19 protein-coding genes are annotated in these 22090 nt (G+C 49.1%); 5 read left to right on the top strand and 14 right to left on the bottom strand.

Annotated elements, in window-relative coordinates:
* Positions 1 to 16 precede the first annotated feature (16 nt).
* A complete protein-coding gene (dxs, locus tag L9P36_RS03700) occupies positions 17 to 1903 on the top strand; it encodes a 1-deoxy-D-xylulose-5-phosphate synthase (RefSeq protein WP_237465038.1) in 1887 nt (628 codons plus the stop codon).
* A 100-nt stretch (positions 1904 to 2003) separates the two neighbouring features.
* Here dxs and pgpA read toward each other — a convergent pair whose 3' ends face one another.
* The 6 genes from pgpA to L9P36_RS03670 all read right to left on the bottom strand — a co-directional run bounded on the left by pgpA (position 2004) and on the right by L9P36_RS03670 (position 6824).
* Positions 2004 to 2528: a phosphatidylglycerophosphatase A gene (gene pgpA, locus L9P36_RS03695; RefSeq protein WP_237465036.1), complete on the bottom strand. Its 525-nt coding sequence runs from the start codon at positions 2526 to 2528 to the stop codon at positions 2004 to 2006.
* A gap of 25 nt (positions 2529 to 2553) precedes the next feature.
* Complete coding sequence (gene thiL / locus L9P36_RS03690; protein ID WP_237465034.1) at positions 2554 to 3555, bottom strand: thiamine-phosphate kinase; 1002 nt, start codon at positions 3553 to 3555, stop codon at positions 2554 to 2556.
* Positions 3556 to 3681: 126 nt separating this feature from the next.
* Positions 3682 to 4137, bottom strand: a complete 456-nt coding sequence (nusB, locus tag L9P36_RS03685) for a transcription antitermination factor NusB (protein WP_237465032.1) — start codon at positions 4135 to 4137, stop codon at positions 3682 to 3684.
* 12 nt (positions 4138 to 4149) lie between these two features.
* On the bottom strand, positions 4150 to 4620 hold the full coding sequence (gene ribH / locus L9P36_RS03680; RefSeq protein ID WP_237465030.1) for a 6,7-dimethyl-8-ribityllumazine synthase: 471 nt from the start codon (positions 4618 to 4620) through the stop codon (positions 4150 to 4152).
* 173 nt (positions 4621 to 4793) lie between these two features.
* The gene (locus L9P36_RS03675) at positions 4794 to 5810 is read right to left on the bottom strand and encodes a threonine ammonia-lyase (RefSeq protein ID WP_237465028.1); all 1017 of its coding nucleotides are present in this window, start codon (positions 5808 to 5810) and stop codon (positions 4794 to 4796) included.
* A gap of 117 nt (positions 5811 to 5927) precedes the next feature.
* The gene (locus tag L9P36_RS03670; RefSeq protein ID WP_237465026.1) at positions 5928 to 6824 is read right to left on the bottom strand and encodes a hypothetical protein; all 897 of its coding nucleotides are present in this window, start codon (positions 6822 to 6824) and stop codon (positions 5928 to 5930) included.
* A 365-nt stretch (positions 6825 to 7189) separates the two neighbouring features.
* On the opposite strand from L9P36_RS03670, the gene L9P36_RS03665 reads away from it, so the two are divergent.
* A complete protein-coding gene (locus L9P36_RS03665; protein WP_237465024.1) occupies positions 7190 to 7756 on the top strand; it encodes a type II secretion system protein in 567 nt (188 codons plus the stop codon).
* A 264-nt stretch (positions 7757 to 8020) separates the two neighbouring features.
* Entirely contained in the window at positions 8021 to 8551 is a 531-nt protein-coding gene (locus tag L9P36_RS03660) for an outer membrane beta-barrel protein (RefSeq protein ID WP_237465022.1), read from the top strand.
* A gap of 73 nt (positions 8552 to 8624) precedes the next feature.
* On the opposite strand, the gene ribBA is transcribed toward L9P36_RS03660, so the two are convergent.
* The 7 genes from ribBA to glnB form a co-directional block, all read right to left on the bottom strand.
* A complete protein-coding gene (gene ribBA / locus L9P36_RS03655; protein ID WP_237465020.1) occupies positions 8625 to 9734 on the bottom strand; it encodes a bifunctional 3,4-dihydroxy-2-butanone-4-phosphate synthase/GTP cyclohydrolase II in 1110 nt (369 codons plus the stop codon).
* An 8-nt stretch (positions 9735 to 9742) separates the two neighbouring features.
* Positions 9743 to 10399, bottom strand: a complete 657-nt coding sequence (locus tag L9P36_RS03650; protein ID WP_237465018.1) for a riboflavin synthase — start codon at positions 10397 to 10399, stop codon at positions 9743 to 9745.
* A 15-nt stretch (positions 10400 to 10414) separates the two neighbouring features.
* Positions 10415 to 11590, bottom strand: a complete 1176-nt coding sequence (gene ribD, locus L9P36_RS03645; RefSeq protein WP_237465016.1) for a bifunctional diaminohydroxyphosphoribosylaminopyrimidine deaminase/5-amino-6-(5-phosphoribosylamino)uracil reductase RibD — start codon at positions 11588 to 11590, stop codon at positions 10415 to 10417.
* A gap of 31 nt (positions 11591 to 11621) precedes the next feature.
* Positions 11622 to 12071, bottom strand: a complete 450-nt coding sequence (gene nrdR / locus L9P36_RS03640) for a transcriptional regulator NrdR (protein WP_237465014.1) — start codon at positions 12069 to 12071, stop codon at positions 11622 to 11624.
* Positions 12072 to 12244: 173 nt separating this feature from the next.
* A complete protein-coding gene (gene glyA / locus L9P36_RS03635; protein ID WP_237465012.1) occupies positions 12245 to 13495 on the bottom strand; it encodes a serine hydroxymethyltransferase in 1251 nt (416 codons plus the stop codon).
* 324 nt (positions 13496 to 13819) lie between these two features.
* Positions 13820 to 15730 (bottom strand): pyridoxal phosphate-dependent decarboxylase family protein, encoded by a 1911-nt coding sequence (locus L9P36_RS03630; protein ID WP_237465010.1) that lies wholly within the window; start codon positions 15728 to 15730, stop codon positions 13820 to 13822.
* A 364-nt stretch (positions 15731 to 16094) separates the two neighbouring features.
* Positions 16095 to 16433 carry a nitrogen regulatory protein P-II gene (gene glnB / locus L9P36_RS03625; protein ID WP_237465008.1) on the bottom strand — a complete coding sequence of 113 codons (339 nt, stop codon included), beginning with the start codon at positions 16431 to 16433 and terminating at the stop codon, positions 16095 to 16097.
* A 307-nt stretch (positions 16434 to 16740) separates the two neighbouring features.
* On the opposite strand from glnB, the gene L9P36_RS03620 reads away from it, so the two are divergent.
* Complete coding sequence (locus tag L9P36_RS03620) at positions 16741 to 19275, top strand: Ig-like domain-containing protein (RefSeq protein WP_237465006.1); 2535 nt, start codon at positions 16741 to 16743, stop codon at positions 19273 to 19275.
* 125 nt (positions 19276 to 19400) lie between these two features.
* Here the strand turns inward: L9P36_RS03620 and L9P36_RS03615 are convergent, their stop codons facing one another.
* On the bottom strand, positions 19401 to 19892 hold the full coding sequence (locus L9P36_RS03615; RefSeq protein ID WP_237467845.1) for a GreA/GreB family elongation factor: 492 nt from the start codon (positions 19890 to 19892) through the stop codon (positions 19401 to 19403).
* 146 nt (positions 19893 to 20038) lie between these two features.
* Between L9P36_RS03615 and L9P36_RS03610 the strand changes: the two genes are divergently transcribed.
* Complete coding sequence (locus L9P36_RS03610; RefSeq protein WP_237467844.1) at positions 20039 to 21994, top strand: RecQ family ATP-dependent DNA helicase; 1956 nt, start codon at positions 20039 to 20041, stop codon at positions 21992 to 21994.
* Positions 21995 to 22090: the final 96 nt, after the last annotated feature.

Here is a 22090-nt window from a genome sequence, read left to right as displayed (position 1 = left end):
CGTAAAATAAAGAAGTATGTTGGATATCTCTCACTACCCGACCCTAGCATTGGCCGATACGCCGGATGCCCTCCGCCTGCTCCCCAAAGAGCAGTTGCCAGAGCTGTGCGCAGAGCTGCGCCAATACTTGCTCAATACAGTGAGCCAATCCAGCGGCCACCTCGCCTCTGGGCTTGGCACTGTTGAATTAACGGTGGCGCTTCACTACGTCTACCAAACGCCTTTTGATCAGTTAATCTGGGATGTGGGTCACCAAGCCTATCCACACAAGATTTTAACGGGTCGCCGCGAGCAAATGCCGACCATTCGTCAGCAAGATGGCTTACACCCATTCCCATGGCGTGAAGAAAGTGAATATGACGTGCTTTCCGTCGGTCACTCATCCACGTCAATCAGCGCTGCACTAGGCCTTGCCATCACTCAGCGCCAGCAAGAAAAACCACGAAAAATTGCCGCCGTCATTGGTGATGGCGCGATCACCGCAGGGATGGCTTTTGAAGCGATGAACCATGCAGGTGACGTCAAGCCTGATATGCTGGTGATCCTCAACGATAACGAAATGTCGATTTCGGAAAATGTTGGGGCAATGAATAACCGCTTTGCGCAATTACTTTCTGGCGATCTTTACACCTCACTTCGTGAAGGCAGCAAAAAGGTACTCGCTGGTGCGCCGCCACTTAAAGAGCTGGCTCGGCGTGCAGAAGAGCACCTCAAAGGGATGATGACCCCAGGCACTTTATTTGAAGAGCTTGGCTTTAACTATATTGGTCCCATTGATGGCCATGACCTCGATGCGCTGATCCCAACGCTGCAAAATATGCGCAACCTTAAAGGTCCGCAGCTTTTGCATATTATGACTAAAAAAGGCAAAGGCTATACACCGGCAGAATTAGACCCTATTGGTTATCACGGTGTCCCTCGATTTGATCCACAAAGCGATCAACTGCCAAAAACCAAAGCCAGTAGTCCAAGTTACTCCAAACTGTTTGGTCAATGGCTTTGCGATACCGCAGCGCGTGATGACAAGCTTCTGGCGATCACCCCAGCCATGCGTGAAGGCTCTGGCATGGTTGAATTTTCGCAGCAATATCCAGAACGCTTTTTTGATGTGGCCATTGCCGAGCAACATGCCGTGACACTCGCAACTGGCATGGCCATTGGTGGCGCCCACCCAGTGGTGGCGATCTACTCCACCTTTTTACAGCGCGCCTATGATCAGGTGATCCATGATGTCGCCATCATGAATTTGCCCGTACTCTTTGCCATTGATCGCGGAGGAATTGTGGGTGCCGATGGTCAAACGCACCAAGGTGCTTTTGATTTAAGCTTCTTACGCTGCATTCCGAATTTGGTGATCATGACGCCAAGCTGCGGCGAAGAGTGTCGCCAACTGCTCAACACAGGTTATGCCTACCAAGGTCCGGCGGCTGTGCGCTATCCACGTGGGAATATTCCGCAAACACAAATGCCAAATAGCACCGAGACCATCGAAATCGGTCAAAGCCGTTTGGTTCGCCAAGCTGATGCCGAAAATGAAACATCTTCAGCAAAAGTGGCCATCTTAAACTTTGGCACCCGCTTAGCCGAAGTGATGAAAGCGGCGGAATCACTAAACGCCACCGTAGTGGATATGCGTTTTGTAAAACCGCTGGATGAGCGCATGGTTGAAAAAATGGCGCAGCAACATGATGTGTTGGTGACAGTTGAAGAAAATGCCATTGCAGGCGGTGCAGGGAGTGGTGTCATTGAACTAATGATGCAGCGTCAATGGCTCAAGCCCGTATTGCAACTTGGCTTACCCGACCGCTTTGTAGAGCAAGGCAGTCAAGAGGGCATTTATCAAAAACTTGGCCTTGATGGCGCGGGGATCGAGCGACAAATTCGCGATTACCTCGCGAAGTAACGGGTGCGAACCTCCCCATCACTTAGATAAACAAAAAGCCCAGATAAACAAAAAGCCACCTATCGGTGGCTTTTTGTTACTTCAACGCAATTCTATGCAACTACCCGAGTAATGCCACCAGCCATGGCCACTGACCACAGCCCCACAAGGCAAGCATGGCAATTAGACCAGCGATCACATCATCAATCATGATACCAAAACCGCCGTGTACTCGGCGATCAAACCAGCTAATGGGCCATGGCTTCACCATGTCAAAAAAGCGAAAGAGGACAAAACCTAAAATCACCCATGCTGGCGTTAGCGCTGGCACAAAGATCATGGTGATCCAAAAGCCCACAAATTCATCCCAAACAATACCGCCATGATCATGCACGCCCATATCTTTTGCCGTGCGATCGCAAATCGCAATGCCCACAACCGCGGCAACAACAATGGCAGCTAAATAGGCCCATAACGGGAGTTGCACCAATAATAGATAAAAGGGAATAGCCGCTAGGGTTCCCATGGTGCCGGGGATCACCGGCGATAATCCAGAGCCAAATCCCATGGCCAAAAGATGCCAAGGGTTGCTTAAACGAATTCGCGCAATCGCCGCTTTTTTCTCTGCAGCCGTTAATTTGCTCATCATTTATCCTTTTCAAACAAACCAATTAAAAATGCTCAAAACTTTGGTTTTCAAGTAACAGCGGCTGACCTTGCTGATATAACTGAATGCACTGCGCTGCGCTGCGATGACCCGGTACTTCCATCTGAGCAAGCGCTTTCATCTGCCCCACCATGGTCAATTGCACGCCATGGGTTTGAGCTAGCTGCATCAAGGTTTCGTGATGCGCAGCATCAGCGGTAAAACATAGCTCATACTCCTCACCACTATTGATGGCTAGTTGCTGCGCCTGCACCAATCCATAGGCGTCAATCAATGGTGCTGAAAGTGGTAATAAATCCAATTGCAACACTGCCGCAAGTTGGCTCTGCTGGCAAATATGCCCTAAATCTGCGTACAAACCATCGGAAATATCCACCCCACTATGGGCATAGGGGGCAATCGCGCAGGCAAAATCCGGTGCAGGCGATGATAGATAATGCTGCTCAACAAAATAGGCATTTTGCGCGCCAAAATCACGCTGCTGCAAGATCTTGGCAAGCCCTGCAGCCGCATCACCTAAGGTGCCCGTGACATAGATGAAATCGCCTTCGATGGCACCGCTACGCTTTAAAACACGATCAGCAGGAGCGCTACCGTGAATCGTCACAGTTGCGCTCAAAGGGCCTTGGGTGGTATCACCGCCAATCAAACTTAACTGGTGCTTTGCCGCTAGCGCAAAAAAGCCTTGGCTAAACTCAGCCAGCCAAGTCTCGTTAATTTCTGGCAAGGTGAGCGCCAGCGAAATCCAACGTGGTTTTGCCCCCATGGCACAGAGGTCACTGATATTCGATGCCAACAATTTATGGGCAACCCAACGCGCAGGTGCCTCGGGTAAAAAATGGGTGCCTGCCACACAAGTATCAGTACTCACCAAAAGCGCTTCACCAATAGGAACTTGCACCATGGCACAGTCATCACCAATGGCGCAAAGCACCGAAGGATCATCAATCGCTTGCGCAGGCTGAGTAAAGTAACGCTGAATAATGTCAAACTCGCGAGCCGCCATAGTTCCCCTGTATCACCCTTGGTTTTATTCCCATAACGACGCTAGAAGGTAGCGCCAAATAATAAAAAAGACCAGCATGCTGGTCTTTTCAAAATCGCTGACTCGCGCCGTGGCGTAAACAACAGATTAGCTGTTTTTACGAACCACTGGTGCTGCTTTATCAAGTACGCCATTGACGAACTTGTGGCTATCTTCCGCACCAAATGATTTAGCAAGCTCGATTGACTCGTTAATCACCACTTTATAAGGCACGTCTTGACGCTGTGATAGCTCATACATAGACAAACGAAGCAGTGCATGCTCCATTTGGTCCAAGTCCTGTAGCGGACGTGACAAATATGGACGCATCAAGCTATCCAGTTGTTGGTGACCAAGGACAACCCCTGTCAGTAGATCACGGAAGTAATCTACATCAGTTTCTGGTTGGCGCAATTTAGGCTCATCTTGACAAAGCTCATCGTCAAAGCCATCGCCATTTAGAAATTGCATTTCGATCTCAGCAACATTGCGCTGAGAAACTTGCCATGAATAGATCGCTTGCAACGCAAACTTACGTGCGTTTCGACGTGCGGCTGGTTTCACTCTTACCCCCGGTTAGGCGTTAATTTGGGACAGGACATTGACCATTTCAAGCGCGCTAAGTGCAGCCTCTGCCCCTTTATTACCAGCCTTGGTACCAGCGCGCTCGATTGCTTGTTCAATTGTATCAGTGGTGAGAACACCAAAGGCCACAGGCACTTCAAAATCAAGTGCAACCTGTGCAAGGCCTTTATTACACTCACCCGCAACGAAATCAAAATGTGGTGTGCCACCACGGATCACTGAACCAAGTGCAACGATGGCATCAAACTGACCCATTTTTGCTACTTTTTTCGCTACCAATGGCAGCTCAACAGCACCAGGGCAACGCACAATGGTGATGTTCTCATCACTGACTTGACCTTGACGCTTCAGTGCATCCAGAGCACCTGAAAGTAGACTGTCGTTAATAAAGCTATTGAAACGAGAGATAACGATAGCAATTTTCGCTTGTGGTGCTGGTAGCACGCCTTCAATTACTTTCATGGGCCTTCCTGTTATCGCGGATGAAAAACTGGCGGATTCTATCACACTTTTTGCAAGCGGTGAGACCAATTGCGGGGAAAGCATAAAAAAATCCATGAAAGCCTCACTGCGCTATATTCAACGCGGCGCAGCAAGGCAATAAACTTGCTTTATTATGCGTGATATTTCGCCACTTAGACCAGCGAAAATGTATTCGAATGGGCAATGCCTTGGCTAAACTCAGGCAATCCATAGGCTTGTTGAATTTCATCACTGCTGGCATTGGCACCACTAAACTGCAGCATCACCTTTTTGCCGCGCAGGCGCGTCCGTAATTTTATCGCCGCCATTAATGTTGAAGCGCCAGCGCCTTCCAGCAATTGATGGGTGTAATGCCCCGCCAGAGCAATCCCCTGCAAAATTTCATTTTCCTGCAACAACACAAAATCACTGAGCGAACGGCGATAAAGACCAAAGGTCAACTCATAGGCCGTCCCTGTAGCAAATCCGCCAGCAAATGTTTGATTATCACTTTGGCAAATTTGCTGCGATTTCCAAGATTGATAAGCTGCGCTTGATGCTTTCGCTTGCACCGCATAAATCTCAACTTGCGGCTTCAATGCCTGAAATACCACGGAAGCCGCGGCAACTTCACTGCCGCCACCCAAAGGTAAAATGACCGCATTGATATCGGGTTGCTGCTCTAACACTTCGATAAATTCACTGCCCACCCCATTAATTAAATGCGGCTCATTTGCTGGGTGGATGTAGTAATAGCCGCGCTCCGTACAAATATCTGCAACCACCAAAGCGGACTCATCGAAGTTTTTGCCGCGCGCGAGCACTGTTGCACCCGCAGCTTGCATCAAACGCATCTTCGCCGGATTTGCCCCTTCGGGAACCACCACAATTGCAGGTAAACCAAATTGCTTCGCCGCATAAGCGACAGACAATCCATGATTGCCCGTGGAAAAAGTCACTACGCCGGCAATACCTTTGGCTTGAATATGTGCCATCACATTCAAGCCACCACGAATTTTAAAGCTGCCCGTTACGTTTTGATTTTCGTGCTTCACATAAACATCAAAGCCAAGCACTTGCGACAAAATTGGGTAATAGATCAATTGCGAGACAGGCATACGAGTCGCAATCATTTGCCGCGCACGAATCACTTCACCAATTGAGATCGGATATTGTTTTAAATCTTCCATGGTCAACATCCCTATTCAAACCTTCCCTATTCAAACAAGGCATCCTTACAAACAAAAAAAGAAGCCAACTGGCTTCTTTTATAAGCAATTTCACCTGATACTTTTGCGACTTTCGCACTATTTTGACTGTGTCGGCTTTGATAGTTTGAGCAGACCACTCATCAGATCAATCACAAAGAACCAGAACAAAGAGGTGATATAACCAATGAGGGGCAACAAAAGCCAAGCGGTAACTTGAACCAATTCAAAAAGATGACGATCACGCACATAACGCTCAAATGGCAAAGATGCCCAGCTATAGATCGCCCAGAACACAATCCCCATAAAGACTACAGGAATCAGTTTGATATAGGCTTTTAACACTAAAGAGATCAAGCAGATAAAGCTATCACCTGCTGTTGCAGATTCCACCACCTCAATGCCGAGTAACTGATAGTTAATCACCAACAGTGCTAATACTGCGCAGCCGATTGCCATGCCGAGGCCATTAAACAGCAGTGAAAAATGTTCAAAGGTCAGACCGATATACCAATAAACAATCAGGCCAAATAGACCAGCAAATAACAACACCACACTCACAGCATTTAAAAAACCAACAGAAGCAACGCGCGTCGGTGTTGAGACCAACTCTTCAAGCAGCGGCAGCATTTTAAAATTCACGTAATGAATCACCAATGCGCCCACGGCAAGTCCTAAACCAAGGCTCATTGACGCGCCCCAAGGAAAATCATGAACCAGCGGTAATAGGAAAATATTGAGTACAAAAATGACCGCCAAGAGGTATAAGCCCACAAGACCAATGCGTCCTGCAAAATTTTGTCCGCGTGATAGCATCTGTGCGCGGCGATCACTTTGCAGATAATTTAAAAATTTATCAGCATAGGTCGCTGTGACTGTTTCAAATTGTCCCATTTTTTTCAGCGCCAATGCCGCAGAAAGTGCTGCATCTTTGGCTGTCATCTTTTTTTCCACAGCAACTTCACTTGCTTGTGTTTCAACTTGATTCTCACTCATATTTCACCCCCAATTAAACAACGACAAATCAGCTTGTTGAGCCAATCAACCGAACTAAAATATCAATTGGGATTAATTTATGCACAATGAAAAAATTGGATTTGAAAGGCAATGATTCAGTTATTCTGCACTATCACACATGTGGATGTAACAGCCATTCAGCAAACATAAAAAATGAACAGCAGCACGTTCATGACATCAACAAAAAAAGATAATAGTACCGCTATTTTTCTATTCGCAATCGTACTCAAGCCGAATATAACGACTGACAATCAATCCTGAAATCTCATATCTGATAGCACACAATCAGATGCCGCTTCGCTACACTTTTATTCTAGCCACAAACCGGATGGATAATACAACCCATGCAACGACCCCAATGGATGACTCTTTCGTCACGATGTTCCACCGTAAACCTTCGACAAGATACTGGGTTTACCTTAGTTGAGCTGGTTGTCGTGATCATTATTTTAGGGATTCTTGCAGTGATTGCCGTGCCACGTTTACTCAATCTATCCGATGAAGCCATCATCTCTGAGCTAGATGCCATTAGTGGCTCGCTGAAATCCGCCAATGAAGTGGTTTATAGCGAAGCTGTGGTGGCAGGCATTGAAAATCAAGAATTTAGCCATATTCATAATGACAATGACGCCAAATTGCTGATCAACAATCGGCAAGTCAGCCTGCATTTTGGCCGTATCCAGCCTTCCGTCTGGAATATTCGTACGGTGCTTGAAATTGATAAATCGGACTGGAATGTTCTGGCGGCAGGAGGTGTTTTTGGCCCCGTATATCTGGTTCCCAAAAGCGCACCTGCTTTTTCGCAAACTAGCATTGCTGAGATCCTGCAAAGCCAATGTTATTTCGCTTATGGTTTTGACCGAAAAGTCTACCGCACCCCCTATTACACCATTGAAACCCAAGGCTGCTAAACATATTTTAGGCTACACAATCATGTGTGAAACTTGCGTAAAATAAACCTCTAGCCGACTTGGCGACCCTACCTAAATTCCCCAAAGGCGCTCTATTTTCGCCTTTTATGTCTTTTTTGATTTGAGGGTTTCGGCTCAACCGATATAACCATGACCTAAATCATTTCAATAAATCATTTCGATAAATTATTTCAATCTGTTGTTATTTTTATTATTATCAGCCGCTTTATTTTCTTTCCATCCATTGATTAAAAATACAACACAATGAAAAAGATTATTTTAGCGACTTGCATTGCAGCTTCCATATCTGCACCGGCTTTGGCCGATCAAACTCATACACGCCGCGGTTTTGGTATCGGTCTTGGTTATGCCATGGCGGATGCCGATGATCTTAGCAAAGATACTGGCGTTGCCATCGATCTTAACTGGACCTTTGCCAATGGTTTGATTCTTGGTGAAATGTTGATCCCTAATGTGGCTGAACTTGGCGGTCAAGTGGGCGATATCAAAGCCCATGGCGATATCACCATGGCTGCGACCTATCTCGGTTACGAAGCACGCTCAGGAATGCGTTATAAAGGCGGCTTAGCGCTGACCTTCTCCGAATCTACCGTATCTAATTCATATTACAGCGTTACAGAAACAGATATTGATACTGGTTTAATGCTTGGCATCGGCTATACCTTTGCCAATAACATCACCGCCGATCTTTATTATCTCACTGGCGGTGTCGATGATGCTGATTGGGATATGAATACCGTTAGCCTAAATATCGGCTATAAGTTCGCGTTTTAATTATCGCACTTTGCCAAAATAGAAATAATAAAGGCGCTCATTGAGCGCCTTTATTTCATGCCATCACTGTAAATTATTCAGTGATATATTCCACCACTTCAAGGCCAAAACCGCCCAGAGCGTGATAGCGTTTATCCGCAGAAGAGAGCAAACGCATTTTACAAATGCCAAGATCAGCGAGAATTTGCGAGCCCACACCAACACGGCGTGATGTGCCTTGCCATTTAGCGCCCGCAGGACGTTCGCCCTTATCTTGCGCTTCAAACATCTGCACACGTGCAATCAGCTGCTCTGGTGTTTCCTCTTTACCCAAAATCACCAGCACACCACCTTCAGCAGCAATACGCTTCATCGCCGATGACAAGGTCCAGCTGCGCTCTGCAGCGCGATCGGAGCGTAATACATCGGTAAAGGTATCTTGCAAATGCACACGCACCAAAGGTGCAATCGATGCATCGGTATTTTTGGTCAATGCATAGTGAATTTGGTTATCAATGGTATCGCGGTAGGTTACCAGTTCAAATTCACCAAATTCGGTTGGCAACTGGCAGCTAGCAACACGCTCAATAGTGGTTTCATGGTTATTGCGATACTCAATGAGATCGGCAATGGTGCCTAGCTTAATGCCATGCTTTTCAGCAAAAATTTCAAGATCTGGACGGCGTGCCATGGTGCCATCTTCATTCAAAATCTCAACAATCACTGAGGCTGGCTCAAGACCTGCAAGGCGCGCTAAATCACAACCTGCTTCTGTGTGACCCGCGCGAGTTAATACGCCGCCATCTTGCGCTGCTAGTGGGAAAATATGACCAGGCTGCACCAAATCAGCTGCCACTGCGCCTTTCGCCACGGCCGCCTGTACGGTACGCGCACGATCAGCAGCGCTAATACCTGTGGTCACGCCTTTTGCCGCTTCAATGGACACGGTAAAGTTGGTGCTGTATTGGGCATTGTTATCTTGCACCATTGGGTTCAATCCCAAGTGCAAACAGCGAGATTTGGTCATGGTCAAACAGATCAAACCGCGGCCGTTGGTGGCCATAAAGTTGATCGCTTCTGGCGTAATATGCTCCGCCGCCATGATTAGATCACCTTCGTTTTCACGATCCTCATCATCCATCAGGATCACCATTTTACCGAGCTTGATATCCTCGATAATTTCTTGCGCCGAACTAATGGCCATGGACACCTCTATCGTAAAAATCCGCTTTTTGCTAATAAGTCTAGACTCACACCACCGCTCACAGCGGTCTCTTGGCGGCCTAACATCAGACGTTCAATATAACGCGCAATGACATCAACTTCGAGGTTTACCTCGTCACCTGCACCAATCTTCGCCAGCGTGGTTTCGGCAAGTGTATGTGGCACGATGGTCAATTTAAAACGTGCGCCGTCCACTTCATTGACGGTTAAGCTAATACCATCAATGGTCACAGAACCTTTGTGTGCAATGTAATGCGCCAATGTTGCTGGCGCTTCGAGCCAAAATTCAATGGCACGACCAACATCCTGTTTACTGACCACTTTAGCAATGCCATCGACATGGCCTGAAACAATATGGCCACCAAAACGCGTAGTGGCTTGCATCGCTTTTTCTAAATTCAAACGCTGGCCCGCACGGTAATTTGCAAACCCCGTCAGCTTGAGCGTTTCTGCTGACAAGTCAGCGGCATAACCATCATGGCTCAATGCCACAACAGTTAAGCACACACCATTGGTGGCGATGCTATCGCCTAATTTGACATCGCTCAGATCCAATTTGCCACTTTGCACATGGACTGTTACATCGCCCCCTTTTGGGGTGATGGCTTTGAGCGTGCCAACCGCTTCAATAATGCCGGTAAACATAGGTCGACATTCCTTCTATTGTTTTGGCGATGCCACGATCTTGAGATCGGGGCCGATCATAGAAACTTCATCAAACTGCCAATTGAGTGTTTGATCCATACTGGCGATACCGGTGAGCTCTGCCAAACTACGGCCATCACTGCCCATCAGCTTAGGTGCCATATAAACAATGAGCTGGTCAACATAGCCTTGACTAAGCATGGCACCGGCCAGTCCTGCGCCCGCTTCCACCCACAGATGGTTAATATTTTGCGCGCTGATGTGTGCCATCAAGGCAGCTAGATCAATGTGTTGCGTGTCACTTTGCCCGCTTTTGTCACTGCGCGCCAATTGCTCAAGCACCGACACATGGTCTGGGAAAGTCTGAGATTCTGGGTAAGCTTGACCACTCGCCAGCCAAACATCACCGGCACTTTGGTCTGATGACACTTGGAAAATAGATTGGCTCGATTGCAGGCGGCATTGGCTATCAATCAAGATACGCGTGGGTTGGCGAAGCGCTGCCTCTGGCTGCCATGACAGCGCCGACAGCACATTTTCTGGCAATTCAGAGCGACGCACATTGAGGCTGGCATTGTCATCGATGACAGTTTTTGCCGTCGATAAAATCGCCCCAGCTTGCGCACGGTGGGCTTGTACATCACGACGCGCTTCAGCACTGGTGATCCACTGACTTTGACCGTTAGCTAATGCTGTTTTGCCATCCAAACTAGTTGCTACCTTAAGCTGAACCCAAGGCCGACCCGTTTGCATGCGATGAATAAATGCAGGATTAAGCGCTTTAGCCTGCTCTTCAAAAAGACCAGCAGCCACTTCAATGCCTGCATCACTTAAAATTTTCAGGCCACGGCCTGAAACCTGTGGATTGGGATCCACCATGGCACACACTACACGCGCGACGTTGGCTTCAACCAAAGCTTTGGCACAAGGTGGCGTGCGCCCGTAATGAGAACAGGGCTCTAGCGTCACATAGGCCGTGGCGCCGCGCGCTTGTTCGCCGGCCATGCGCAGCGCATGGACTTCAGCGTGTGGGCCACCAGCACGCTGATGAAAACCTTCCCCCACCACCTGTTCACCATGGGCAATCACACAGCCCACGGATGGATTGGGCGTTGTGCTGTAACGTCCAAGTGCAGCCAATGCCAGCGCTCGCTGCATATGCTGCTGATCAATTAAAGAAAAATTGGACATGCTTTGCCTTTATTCATTTGCTAGCCAAAGGCTAGTCTTCTAGTTTGGCAATCGCTTCACCAAATTCACGTAAATCTTCAAAACTGCGATACACAGAAGCAAAACGGATATAAGCCACTTTATCGAGCTCTTTTAGTGCATCCATCACAAGGTTACCCACCATTTCAGAAGGCACTTCGCGTTCACCTGTGGCGCGCAATTTTGACTTAATCACATTCACCGCGCGTTCAATATCATCAGATTTAACCGGGCGTTTTTCCAATGCTCGCTGCAAGCCACCGCGCAATTTGTCTTCATCAAAAGGTTCACGATTGCCGTTATTTTTGATCACCCGAGGCATCACCAATTCAGCAACTTCAAAGGTGGTAAAACGTTCTGAACAGTCCAAACATTGGCGACGGCGACGAACTTGATGGCCATCAGCCACCAAACGTGAATCGATCACTTTGGTATCTGTAGCACTACAGAAGGGACAATGCATGCGCACTCCTCGTTGACTATCTAGGCGCAACTATCAATTTAGCGCGGTGTTTAGGGCGAAAACCATGGGTGAGCATGGCACGATAACGAGAAAGCGCTATTTTGCCAAGATTTCCGGAAAAAAAAACCAAAAACGGCGCCCAAATGGCGCCGTTTTTGACTCAAAGCGAGAAATTAAGCGTAAACAGGAAGACGTTTACAAATTTCCAGTACTTTTGCTTTGGTTGCTTCAATCACAGATTCATCATTGATGTTATCCATCACGTCACACATCCAACCGGCCAATGCTTTTGCATCGTCCACAGTGAAACCACGACGGGTGATTGAAGGCGTACCGACACGAATACCAGAGGTCACAAATGGGCTACGTGGATCATTTGGTACACTGTTTTTGTTTACTGTGATGTTGGCGGCGCCAAGTGCTGCATCTGCTTCTTTACCTGTGATCCCTTTATCAATTAGATCAACCAAGAAAAGGTGGTTTTCAGTACCGCCAGAGACGATCTTGTAACCACGAGATAGGAACACTTCAACCATCGCTTTTGCGTTTTCAACAACACGTGCTTGGTAAGCTTTAAACTCAGGCTCCATGGCTTCTTTGAAGGCAACCGCTTTTGCTGCGATCACGTGCATCAATGGGCCACCTTGGCCGCCAGGGAATACGGCTGAGTTCAGTTTCTTATAAAAATCTTCGCCCGCATTGGACAAAATCAAACCGCCACGAGGACCCGCCAAGGTTTTGTGGGTGGTGGTGGTCACGATATGTGCGTGCGGAAGTGGCGATGGGTAAACGCCAGCGGCAACCAAACCAGCAACGTGCGCCATATCAACAAAAAGGTAAGCGCCTACTTTGTCTGCGATTTCGCGCATACGCGCCCAATCAACCACTTGTGAGTACGCTGAGAAACCACCGATGATCATCTTTGGTTTGTGCTCAAGCGCCAGTGCTTCCATTTCGTTGTAATCGATCTGGCCAGCGTCGTCGATACCGTAAGGAATGACGTTATAGTGCTTACCAGAGAAGTTCACAGGAGAGCCGTGAGTCAAGTGACCACCGTGAGCAAGGCTCATGCCAAGTACAGTATCACCAGGATTAAGCAGCGCCATATAAACCGCTGAGTTGGCTTGTGAGCCTGAGTGTGGCTGAACGTTCGCATATTCAGCGCCAAACAACTGGCAAGCACGGTCAATGGCCAAAGCTTCCGCTTTGTCGACATATTCACAACCGCCGTAGTAACGCTTACCTGGATAACCTTCGGCGTACTTGTTGGTCAATTGTGAGCCTTGCGCTTCCATCACGCGTGGGCTGGTGTAGTTTTCAGAAGCGATCAGCTCAATATGTTCTTCCTGACGAGCAGTCTCTTCTTGAATCGCAGCAAATAGCTCTGGATCGTAATTCTCAATTTGCATATCACGCGTTAGCATCTGTCTCTCCTGACTTTCATGACGGCTACTGAACAACGCCTACGCAAACGTTTTCGCCTGCGTAACATGCGGCGTGTTAAGGGGGGCATTCTAACGAATTTGTACGCGCGCGAGTAGCCCTTTCTCGCCTTTGATTGGCCTTTTGATCATGTTTTTTCTTCATCATCATGATGACCTTTTCTCAATCATCAAGACAGGCCGCATAAACCTTAGGCTTACATTTCAAATGCATGCCATAAAAAAACGCAGTGGGAAGTTCACCCCACTGCGTTTCAATCAACCGCAAATACACTCAGTTTCGGACAAGCTTAGCTTCGAGCGCGATTAATTTTGACCGGCATTGCGACGCACTAAGCGCGCTTCATCCTCAACAATTTGCTGCAAAATACGCTCAAAAATCGCCAAGAGCTCTTGCCAGTAAGCTTCAAAACGCGCGCGATCGCGAAGGAAATGAGTCATCACTGCAGCGCGCAGAATATAGACCTCTTGGGTGTTTTCCCACTCGCTTGCAGCAAAGCCCATTTGCGCCGCAAAATGCGCGGGGGCTTCGCCGTGTTCATGACGAGACAAGGTGGTAGATGAGGTTAAAAAGCTCTTATCATAGGGGCGACCACTTAAATAGGAGCTATAGTGATAGACCTTTTGATTGAGTGCGTTGTGCCCAACTAAAGTGTCATCGCCAAGCTCTTTCAAGGTGAAATTCACCATATGAAAATCAGGCTGCATCATCAGATTAAGCTGGAATTGGCGGCCATCCACATTAAAAACAGGCGCACTTTCAATGGCTTTTGCCAGCCAATCCGCACTAACAATACCACGTGCGATCACCTCACCATAACCATTCACACTCAGCGGACACAGCTGATGCGCCGCCCATACCGCAGCCGCGGTTGCCCCAGCTTTTGATCCTTCCATAATCGATGAGCCCAAGGCCATCCCTTGGCGGTCACCTTCAAAAACATAAGCGGCATGATAGGAGATAAGATCCACAATGCGGCGATCGCGCATCACAATCGCGCCCGCAGCGTAGGGGATATAACCCACTTTATGCGGATCCACAGTAATGGAGTCCACTTTTGAAAGCGCAGCAAAGGCTGAATAGACCTCAGGTTTTGGCCACTGCACACCTTCTGGAATGGTGTCTTGCTGGCGATAATGGGCAATGAGATCATCGTAGGCCAAAAGCTGGTGATCATCGCCCACAAAGAGCGAACGCGCATAGCCAGCATAGGCCGCATCAACATGAATATAGAAAGAACGACCATATTGCTGCTGACAACGTTCACGAAGCGCCACCACGGCATCCACAGGATCCACTGAGCCCTCTTCGGTGGTCCCCACCACAGCAATCACACCCAAAATTGGCGTACCCGCTTGCATCATCTCATCCACGATTTGATTCAGCGCCCCAATGTCGGTACGATAGTTTTCATCCAATGGCAGCGGCACAATGTTTTGCTGGCCAAGACCCAAAATATCCATCGCCTTTTGCCAAGAGTAGTGCTTGGATTGTGGCACCAATAGCTTGCCAAGCTGACCTGGCATCACGCCGACACCGCGCGCAGACAGATCGCGCACTGCTTCAAATTCACCGCGCTGCTGACTGGCCGAGATTAAATCCAACACAGCATCCGGTGCCATATTCAGCAAGTCTTGCTCACTTAAATCAGCAACCAAGTCGGCTGTAGCCTGATGCGCAGCAATGGCCATGGGGAATGTTTTGAGGTTACGCGCAACCCACAGACCTTCATAGTTAGCCACGGTGCCACCAGAGGTTAAATGGCCCCAGGCTTTTTCAGGGCTATAGCCAAACATTTGCGCAAGCTGCTGACCCACTTCGAGCTCAAGCTGGGTGGTCACGGGCGACACTTCAGCGGCGCAGTTATTGGGGTTATACATCGCCGTCATGGTGTAGGCCAAATTGGAAACCATTAAGGTGTCAGCATTCATATGGCCTAAATAACGCGGCGAGAAAAATGGCACCGATTGCGCTTTTAAACGCGCAGAAAGCTGGCGCAAAATATCTTCTGTGCGATACAGGGTGTGACGAAAATCTGGCTGATACTGCTGCTGAGGCGTTACCAGTGCTGGGTCTTCTGGATGATAGTTCGCGCGCCAGTGCACATGCTCACCGACGGCAAAGGCCATCATCTCTTTAAAGAACACGCGGTTTTCTGAGCGAGGCCCTAGAAACAGGGCGTCAACGTTAATGCTGGAATCTTTTGAATGGCTCATGGGGCAATATCAACTGAAAAATAATCGCCGCATTTTAATGAGACAAATATAAATAGGGAGGGTGCGAGGACAAATCACAGAGCAGGCAACCGCCCCGCGGCATAGGCAAGTTTGCCGCACAGCTTCATTCAGCTATCGCCAAAGTCTGAGCCAAGCGCCAAGTAATACCCCACCCTAGCTTGAATCCAGCGCCCTATCGCGCTTTTTGACGGATGATACGCTGTATCTCTTTCGCCACAGCGGTGCAAAATAGCTGTAAATTAATCATGACAGAACAATTTTAAGCACAAAAAAGACCGCAATGCTGCGGCCCTTTTGGCGTCAAAAACGAAGACAGAAATCATCGCTTAATAAAAACCATAGCTTAAATGGCGTCTTCGTCCTCTTCACCGGTACGAATACGGATCACGCGATCCACATCAGTGACGAAAATTTTACCATCACCAATTTTGCCGGTTTGCGCTGTTTCAACGATGGCATCAATGCATTGATCCACCACATCGTCGGCAACCACGATTTCTAGTTTTACTTTTGGTAGAAAGTCGACCATGTATTCAGCGCCGCGATAAAGCTCGGTGTGACCTTTTTGACGACCAAAACCTTTCACTTCAGAGACGGTCATCCCATTAATGCCCACATCGGCAAGTGCTTCACGCACATCATCAAGCTTAAACGGCTTAATAATCGCTTCAATTTTTTTCATTATTTCCTCGTTATCGGCTGCAGCCGAGTTCCATATGGCGCATTTGAATCAGCATGTTACCTTGGCTTGCATCAAGTTTCAAAGTTACCACGCTGCAGGGTTACCGTGGTCAAAGATAGCCCATAAAAAGGGGGCAAAGTGTGAACTGCTTCACTGCTTATGTCAGGGCTTGTGCGTGCGCAAAGTGGCAATGGAACCAAGCTAGCATTCTGACCGAAAAAATCGAGACGATTCACAATACGCTGACGCAGTTTGACCTTGGCTTGGCTATTTAAGTAGGGCCGTTCACGACAAAAAAGGATGCAATATGAAACGGATCGTACTTGCGAGCGCCATTGTTTCTGCGCTGGCATTTAGCCATCAAGCTGCTGCGGCTGACTGCAGCACACTTGCCGAGTGGAAAAGCAATGTCGCCTATACAGGCGGCAGTGAAATTACTCGCAATCAACACGCCTATCGTGCCAATTGGTGGACCCAAGGCGACCAACCTGAAAACAACGCTGGTCAGTGGCAAGTTTGGACCGACCTCGGCGCTTGTAGCGGTGCTAACTTTGCGCCCGAAGTGGCGATCACCTCTCCTGCCAACAACGCCGTACTCACGGTACAAGATGCCGTCACCTTTGTCGCCAAAGCCAGCGATAAAGATGGTCAAGTGACACAGGTTGAGTTTCTACTCAATGGTCAATCCCTTGAGGTGGTTACTGCTGCGCCCTACCAAGTCAATTGGTTGGCCGCGCTGGGTCAATATACCCTGACCGCGATTGCCACCGATGACAAAGGCGCAATCAGTGAAAGCAAAGTGAGCTTCTTGGTCAAAGAAGCCGGTGCGGGCATTGCGCCAAGTGTCAATCTCACCAGTCCACAAGCAGGCCAAAGCGCTCAAGTGGGTGAGCTTGTGACGCTCAGCGCCGATGCGAGCGATCAAGATGGTTTGGTGAGTCAAGTGAGTTTCTATGTCAATGAAACCTTGGTAAGCACAGACACTAGCGCGCCCTATAGCGCCACTTGGACCGCCACGGCTGGCAAAGCGCAAATTCGTGCCGAAGCCCTTGATGATGACAACCTCGCAGGTAAGAGCCAAGTGGTGACGCTTGAGGTGCAAAATGCTGGCTCAGGCGGCTGCGCGGGCGTGCCTGCTTATGTACCGGGCAACACATACAACGCTGGTGATGAAGTGGCTCATCTTGAGCAGAAATACCGCTGCGATGTCGCGGGCTGGTGTAGCTCAGACTCGCTTTGGGCCTATGAGCCCGGCAAAGGTGCGCACTGGCAAGACGCCTGGACTGGCCTTGGCATTTGCGCCGCCAAACCTGTGGTAACCATCTCTGCACCAGCGCAAGATGCTGTTCTGCTCGCTGGTGGCATGCAAACCATTACCGCCACTGCCACAGATGAAGATGGCACCATTGCCAAAGTTGACTTCTATCTTGGCCAAACGCTGCTTGGCACCGTCAACAAAGCCCCTTATCAGCTTGATTGGACAGCGGTAGCGCTTGGTGAGCAAGTGATCCGCGTTGCCGCAACGGACAACGAAGGTTTAGTCGGTGAATCATCGGTACGCGTATCGGTGAGCGATCAACCCATTGTTGCGCAGCTCACTGCGCCAGAGTCCGGTCGTACCCTTGGTTTGGGTAAAGCCACCAAAATCAGCGCCAATGCTACCTCGCTGGTCAGCGATGTCGCGCAAGTGGATTTTCTGGTGAATGGTCAAATCGTTGGCTCAGACAAAACCGCGCCTTATAGCGTCAGCTGGACACCTGCGGCCATCGGCCAAGCCACTATTGTGGCCAATGCTGTCGATGCAGCGGGTAACAGCGCGCAAAGCGCCGGTCATACCGTGAACGTGGTTGAGTACGCACAAAAACGCCACAAACTCATTGGTTACTGGCACAACTTTAACAATCCATCAGGCTGTCCTTTCCCACTGTCTGAAATGAGTGATGACTGGGACATTATCGATATCGCCTTTGCCGATAACGATCGCAACAGCAATGGCACCGTACACTTCAATCTCTACAGCGGTGATATGCACAGCTCATGCGCGGCCATTGATCCGGTGAAATTTAAGCAAGATATGGCTGCTTGGCAGGCCAAAGGTAAGGTTTTTGTCCTTTCTTTGGGCGGCGCTGAAGGCACCATTACGCTCAATACCGACCAAGATGAAGTGAACTTCGTTAACAGTCTTACCGCAATCATTCAAGAGTGGGGCTTTGATGGTCTTGATGTGGATCTAGAGTCTGGCTCGAATCTTTTGCACGGCACCCAAATCCAGGCGCGCTTGGGCCGCGCATTGAAACAAATTGAAGCCAACATTGGCGGCGATATGTATCTGACCATGGCACCAGAGCACCCCTATGTACAGGGCGGTATGATCTCTTATTCAGGGATTTGGGGCGCCTATATTCCAGTGATCAATGAAGTGCGCGATACCCTCGACCTACTGCATGTACAGCTCTATAACAACGGTGGTTTGCACAATCCTTATATGCAAGGCTCAGCACCAGAAGGCTCTGTGGATATGATGGTGGCAGCCTCTCGCATGCTAACCGAAGGTTTTGAGCTAGCCGATGGCAGCTACTTCGCGCCGCTTCGTGATGACCAAGTGGCCATTGGCTTGCCTTCTGGCCCAAGCTCAGCCAACTCGGGTCAAGCGCCAATTCAAAACATCATTGATGCTTTAGACTGCCTAAGCCTTGGTACCAAGTGCGGCACCATTGCACCGACCAAACTATCGCCTAACTTTGGTGGCGTGATGACTTGGTCGATCAACTGGGATCGCTACGATGGCTTTAACTTCTCTGTGCCAGTGGCGCAGAAACTCGATGAGATGAACCAGCGCTAATCAACGACTGAATCATTGATTGTCATAAAACAAAGCGCGCAGGGCATATCACCCTGCGCGCTTTTTGTTCACTGATGATTGATAAGCTAGGCTCCATGCCTAACGACGAATACCTAACACCACGCTTAACAAATCGCCACCACATCCATCAGTAACCACTGTTCACCGCGCTGCCAGCGTACCTCATCATCAAGTTTTAACCCCAACATAGCTTGTGCTAAAGGCGACTGCGGGGTGATCACCGTGACTTTTGGTGGCCCCGCGAGCTCAATGCCACCCGCCGCCGGTCCGATAAAATAGTGATGCAGCTGCGACGCTTGATCTTCCAGCGTCACCAAAGCGCCCAGTGCGATAGGGCTGTCTTGGTCAAAATCGCGCAGTACCATCCCTTGATAGCTGACAATATCTTGCGCGCACTGCTGAACCCGCATCGCCTGACCATGAGCAAGATAAGAGGCTTCTAGACTGAAGGTGTCGTATTTATGCTCGGCCACCGTCTCTTCACTGGTGGCTGCATCAATGGCAGTTTGTGTCGCGCTTTGTGCATTGCAATGAATTTGCTCTAGCATGGCCATAATTTGTGCATGCACTACGGCTTTGTTCAGCGGTGGGATCACTGGGTTCAACTGTTTTTCCTCACAGAAATTGGCACATAGCCCAAGGCATAGGATACCATCAAGTGACTTGGATTTATCAGCGCACAGGACTGGCTATGTCATCACACCCATCATTTCCGTCATCATCTCAATCGTCTGCACCATCGATAGCCAATCCATGCATCACGCAAACCTTGCAGCAATACTTTGGCTTTGACCAGCTACGATTGGGTCAACAACCGGTTATCGAGCATATTCTCGCAGGCCATAGCGCAGCAGCGATTTTCCCCACAGGCTCGGGAAAATCTCTGTGTTATCAGCTGCCCGCACTGATGCTACCGCATCTGACCTTAGTGATTTCACCGCTACTGGCGCTGATTCATGACCAATTACAGTTTTTACAAAGCAAAGGTATTGCCGCAGCCTGCATCGATTCCAGCCAAGATTACGCCACCAGCCAGTCCATCATGCGTCGCGTGCAGCAAGGTGAGATTAAGATTTTGATGATCTCGGTGGAGCGTTTGAAGAACGAGCGTTTTCGCCAATTTATCTCGCAAGTTCCGATCTCCATGATGGTAGTGGATGAGGCGCACTGTATCTCTGAGTGGGGCCATAATTTTCGCCCGGATTACCTCAAACTGCCCCACTACTGTCAGCAGCTCAATATTGGCCAAGTGCTGCTTTTAACGGCCACAGCGACAGAGCAAGTAATCGCTGATATGCAGCAAAAATTTGCCATCGCACCTGAACATGTCACGGTAACCGGCTTTTATCGTCCCAATCTTGATTTAGCCGTTCTGCCCTGTACGCCATCACAAAAGGTGCCAACACTGATTGAGCAGCTCAAGACCGCACCCGAGGCGCCAACCATTGTGTATGTCACGCTGCAGCACAGCGCCGAGCAAGTTGCAGCCCAACTGATGCAAGCGGGCATCAATGCCAAGGCCTATCATGCCGGACTCGATCACACGCTGCGCCAGAACATTCAGCAGCAGTTTATGGCCGGTCAGATTCACTGCATCGTCGCGACAATCGCCTTTGGTATGGGGGTGGATAAATCTGATATTCGCCGGGTGATCCACTTTGATTTACCCAAATCCATTGAAAATTACAGCCAAGAAATTGGCCGCGCTGGCCGCGATGGTTTGCCCTCACAATGTATGGTGCTCGCCAATTGCGATGGCGTTCATGTGCTGGAAAATTTTGTCTACGGCGATACCCCTGAGCTTAGCGCCATCCAATCGGTGCTCAATGAAATTCACAGCCAAAGCAGCCCGCAGTGGGAGCTACAACTTTTAAGCCTATCCAAGCGCAGTAATATTCGTCAGCTGCCGCTCAAAACCTTGCTGGTTTACCTTGAGCTACAGGGCGTCATTGAGGCGCAATACAGCTATTTTGCGGACTACAAATTTAAGTGGGTGCATAGCCGCGAGCAGATCCTCAGCCAATTTCAGGGCGAGCGCCAAGACTTCATTCGCGCCATTTTCGCCTGCTCACCACAGGCTAGAACTTGGTGTCAGGTGGATTTCGAAGCGCTATGGCAAGGCGGTCAGCATGAGCGAAAACGCGTCATCGCCGCACTGGACTACTTTCATCAGCAAGGCTGGATTGTGCTTGAAAGCAAACAGATGACTGATGTCTATCGTATTCGCCAAGGGCAATTTGAACCGCAAAAGCTTGCTCAGCAGCTGCATCAACTGTTTGCGCAAAAAGAGCAAAGTGAGATGGCGCGTATTGCCGCGATGCTCGATTTCTTCCAAGCACATAGCTGCTTAAGCGCAAGATTGGCGCGCTACTTTGCCGATCACCAAGCACCAGAGCAATGTGGTCATTGTTCGGTATGCCGAGGTCAAGTGGCGCAGCTGGCTCAATCCGAGCAGGCGATGCCAACCATCGCCACACTTGAGCATTGGCTAACGCCACTTAGACTGGCTGATGCCACCTCCCCTTTTGAGCAGCCGCTGAGCAAACAAGCTGCCACCCGCTTTTTGTGCGGCATCAGCACGCCAAGACTCAGTCAGCTCAAAGCCAATAAAATGGATGGCTTTGCCAAACTTGAGCAACAACCCTTTGCGCAAGTTTTCGCAGCGCTTAGTCAGCTCACCAGCCCGCTTCCTGATTAAAGTGCCCTATTCAGTCGCTTCACGACGCCATCGCTCCACCAACAGCGCTTAAAAAACAAAAAGCCGCAACATCTGCGGCTTTTTGGCGATTAAGAT

Origin of the sequence: Vibrio stylophorae, from assembly GCF_921293875.1 — a bacterium.
Taxonomy (GTDB): domain Bacteria; phylum Pseudomonadota; class Gammaproteobacteria; order Enterobacterales; family Vibrionaceae; genus Vibrio_A; species Vibrio_A stylophorae.
Note: the sequence above shows the minus strand (reverse complement) of the source record. Positions and strands in the feature narration are given on the sequence as shown.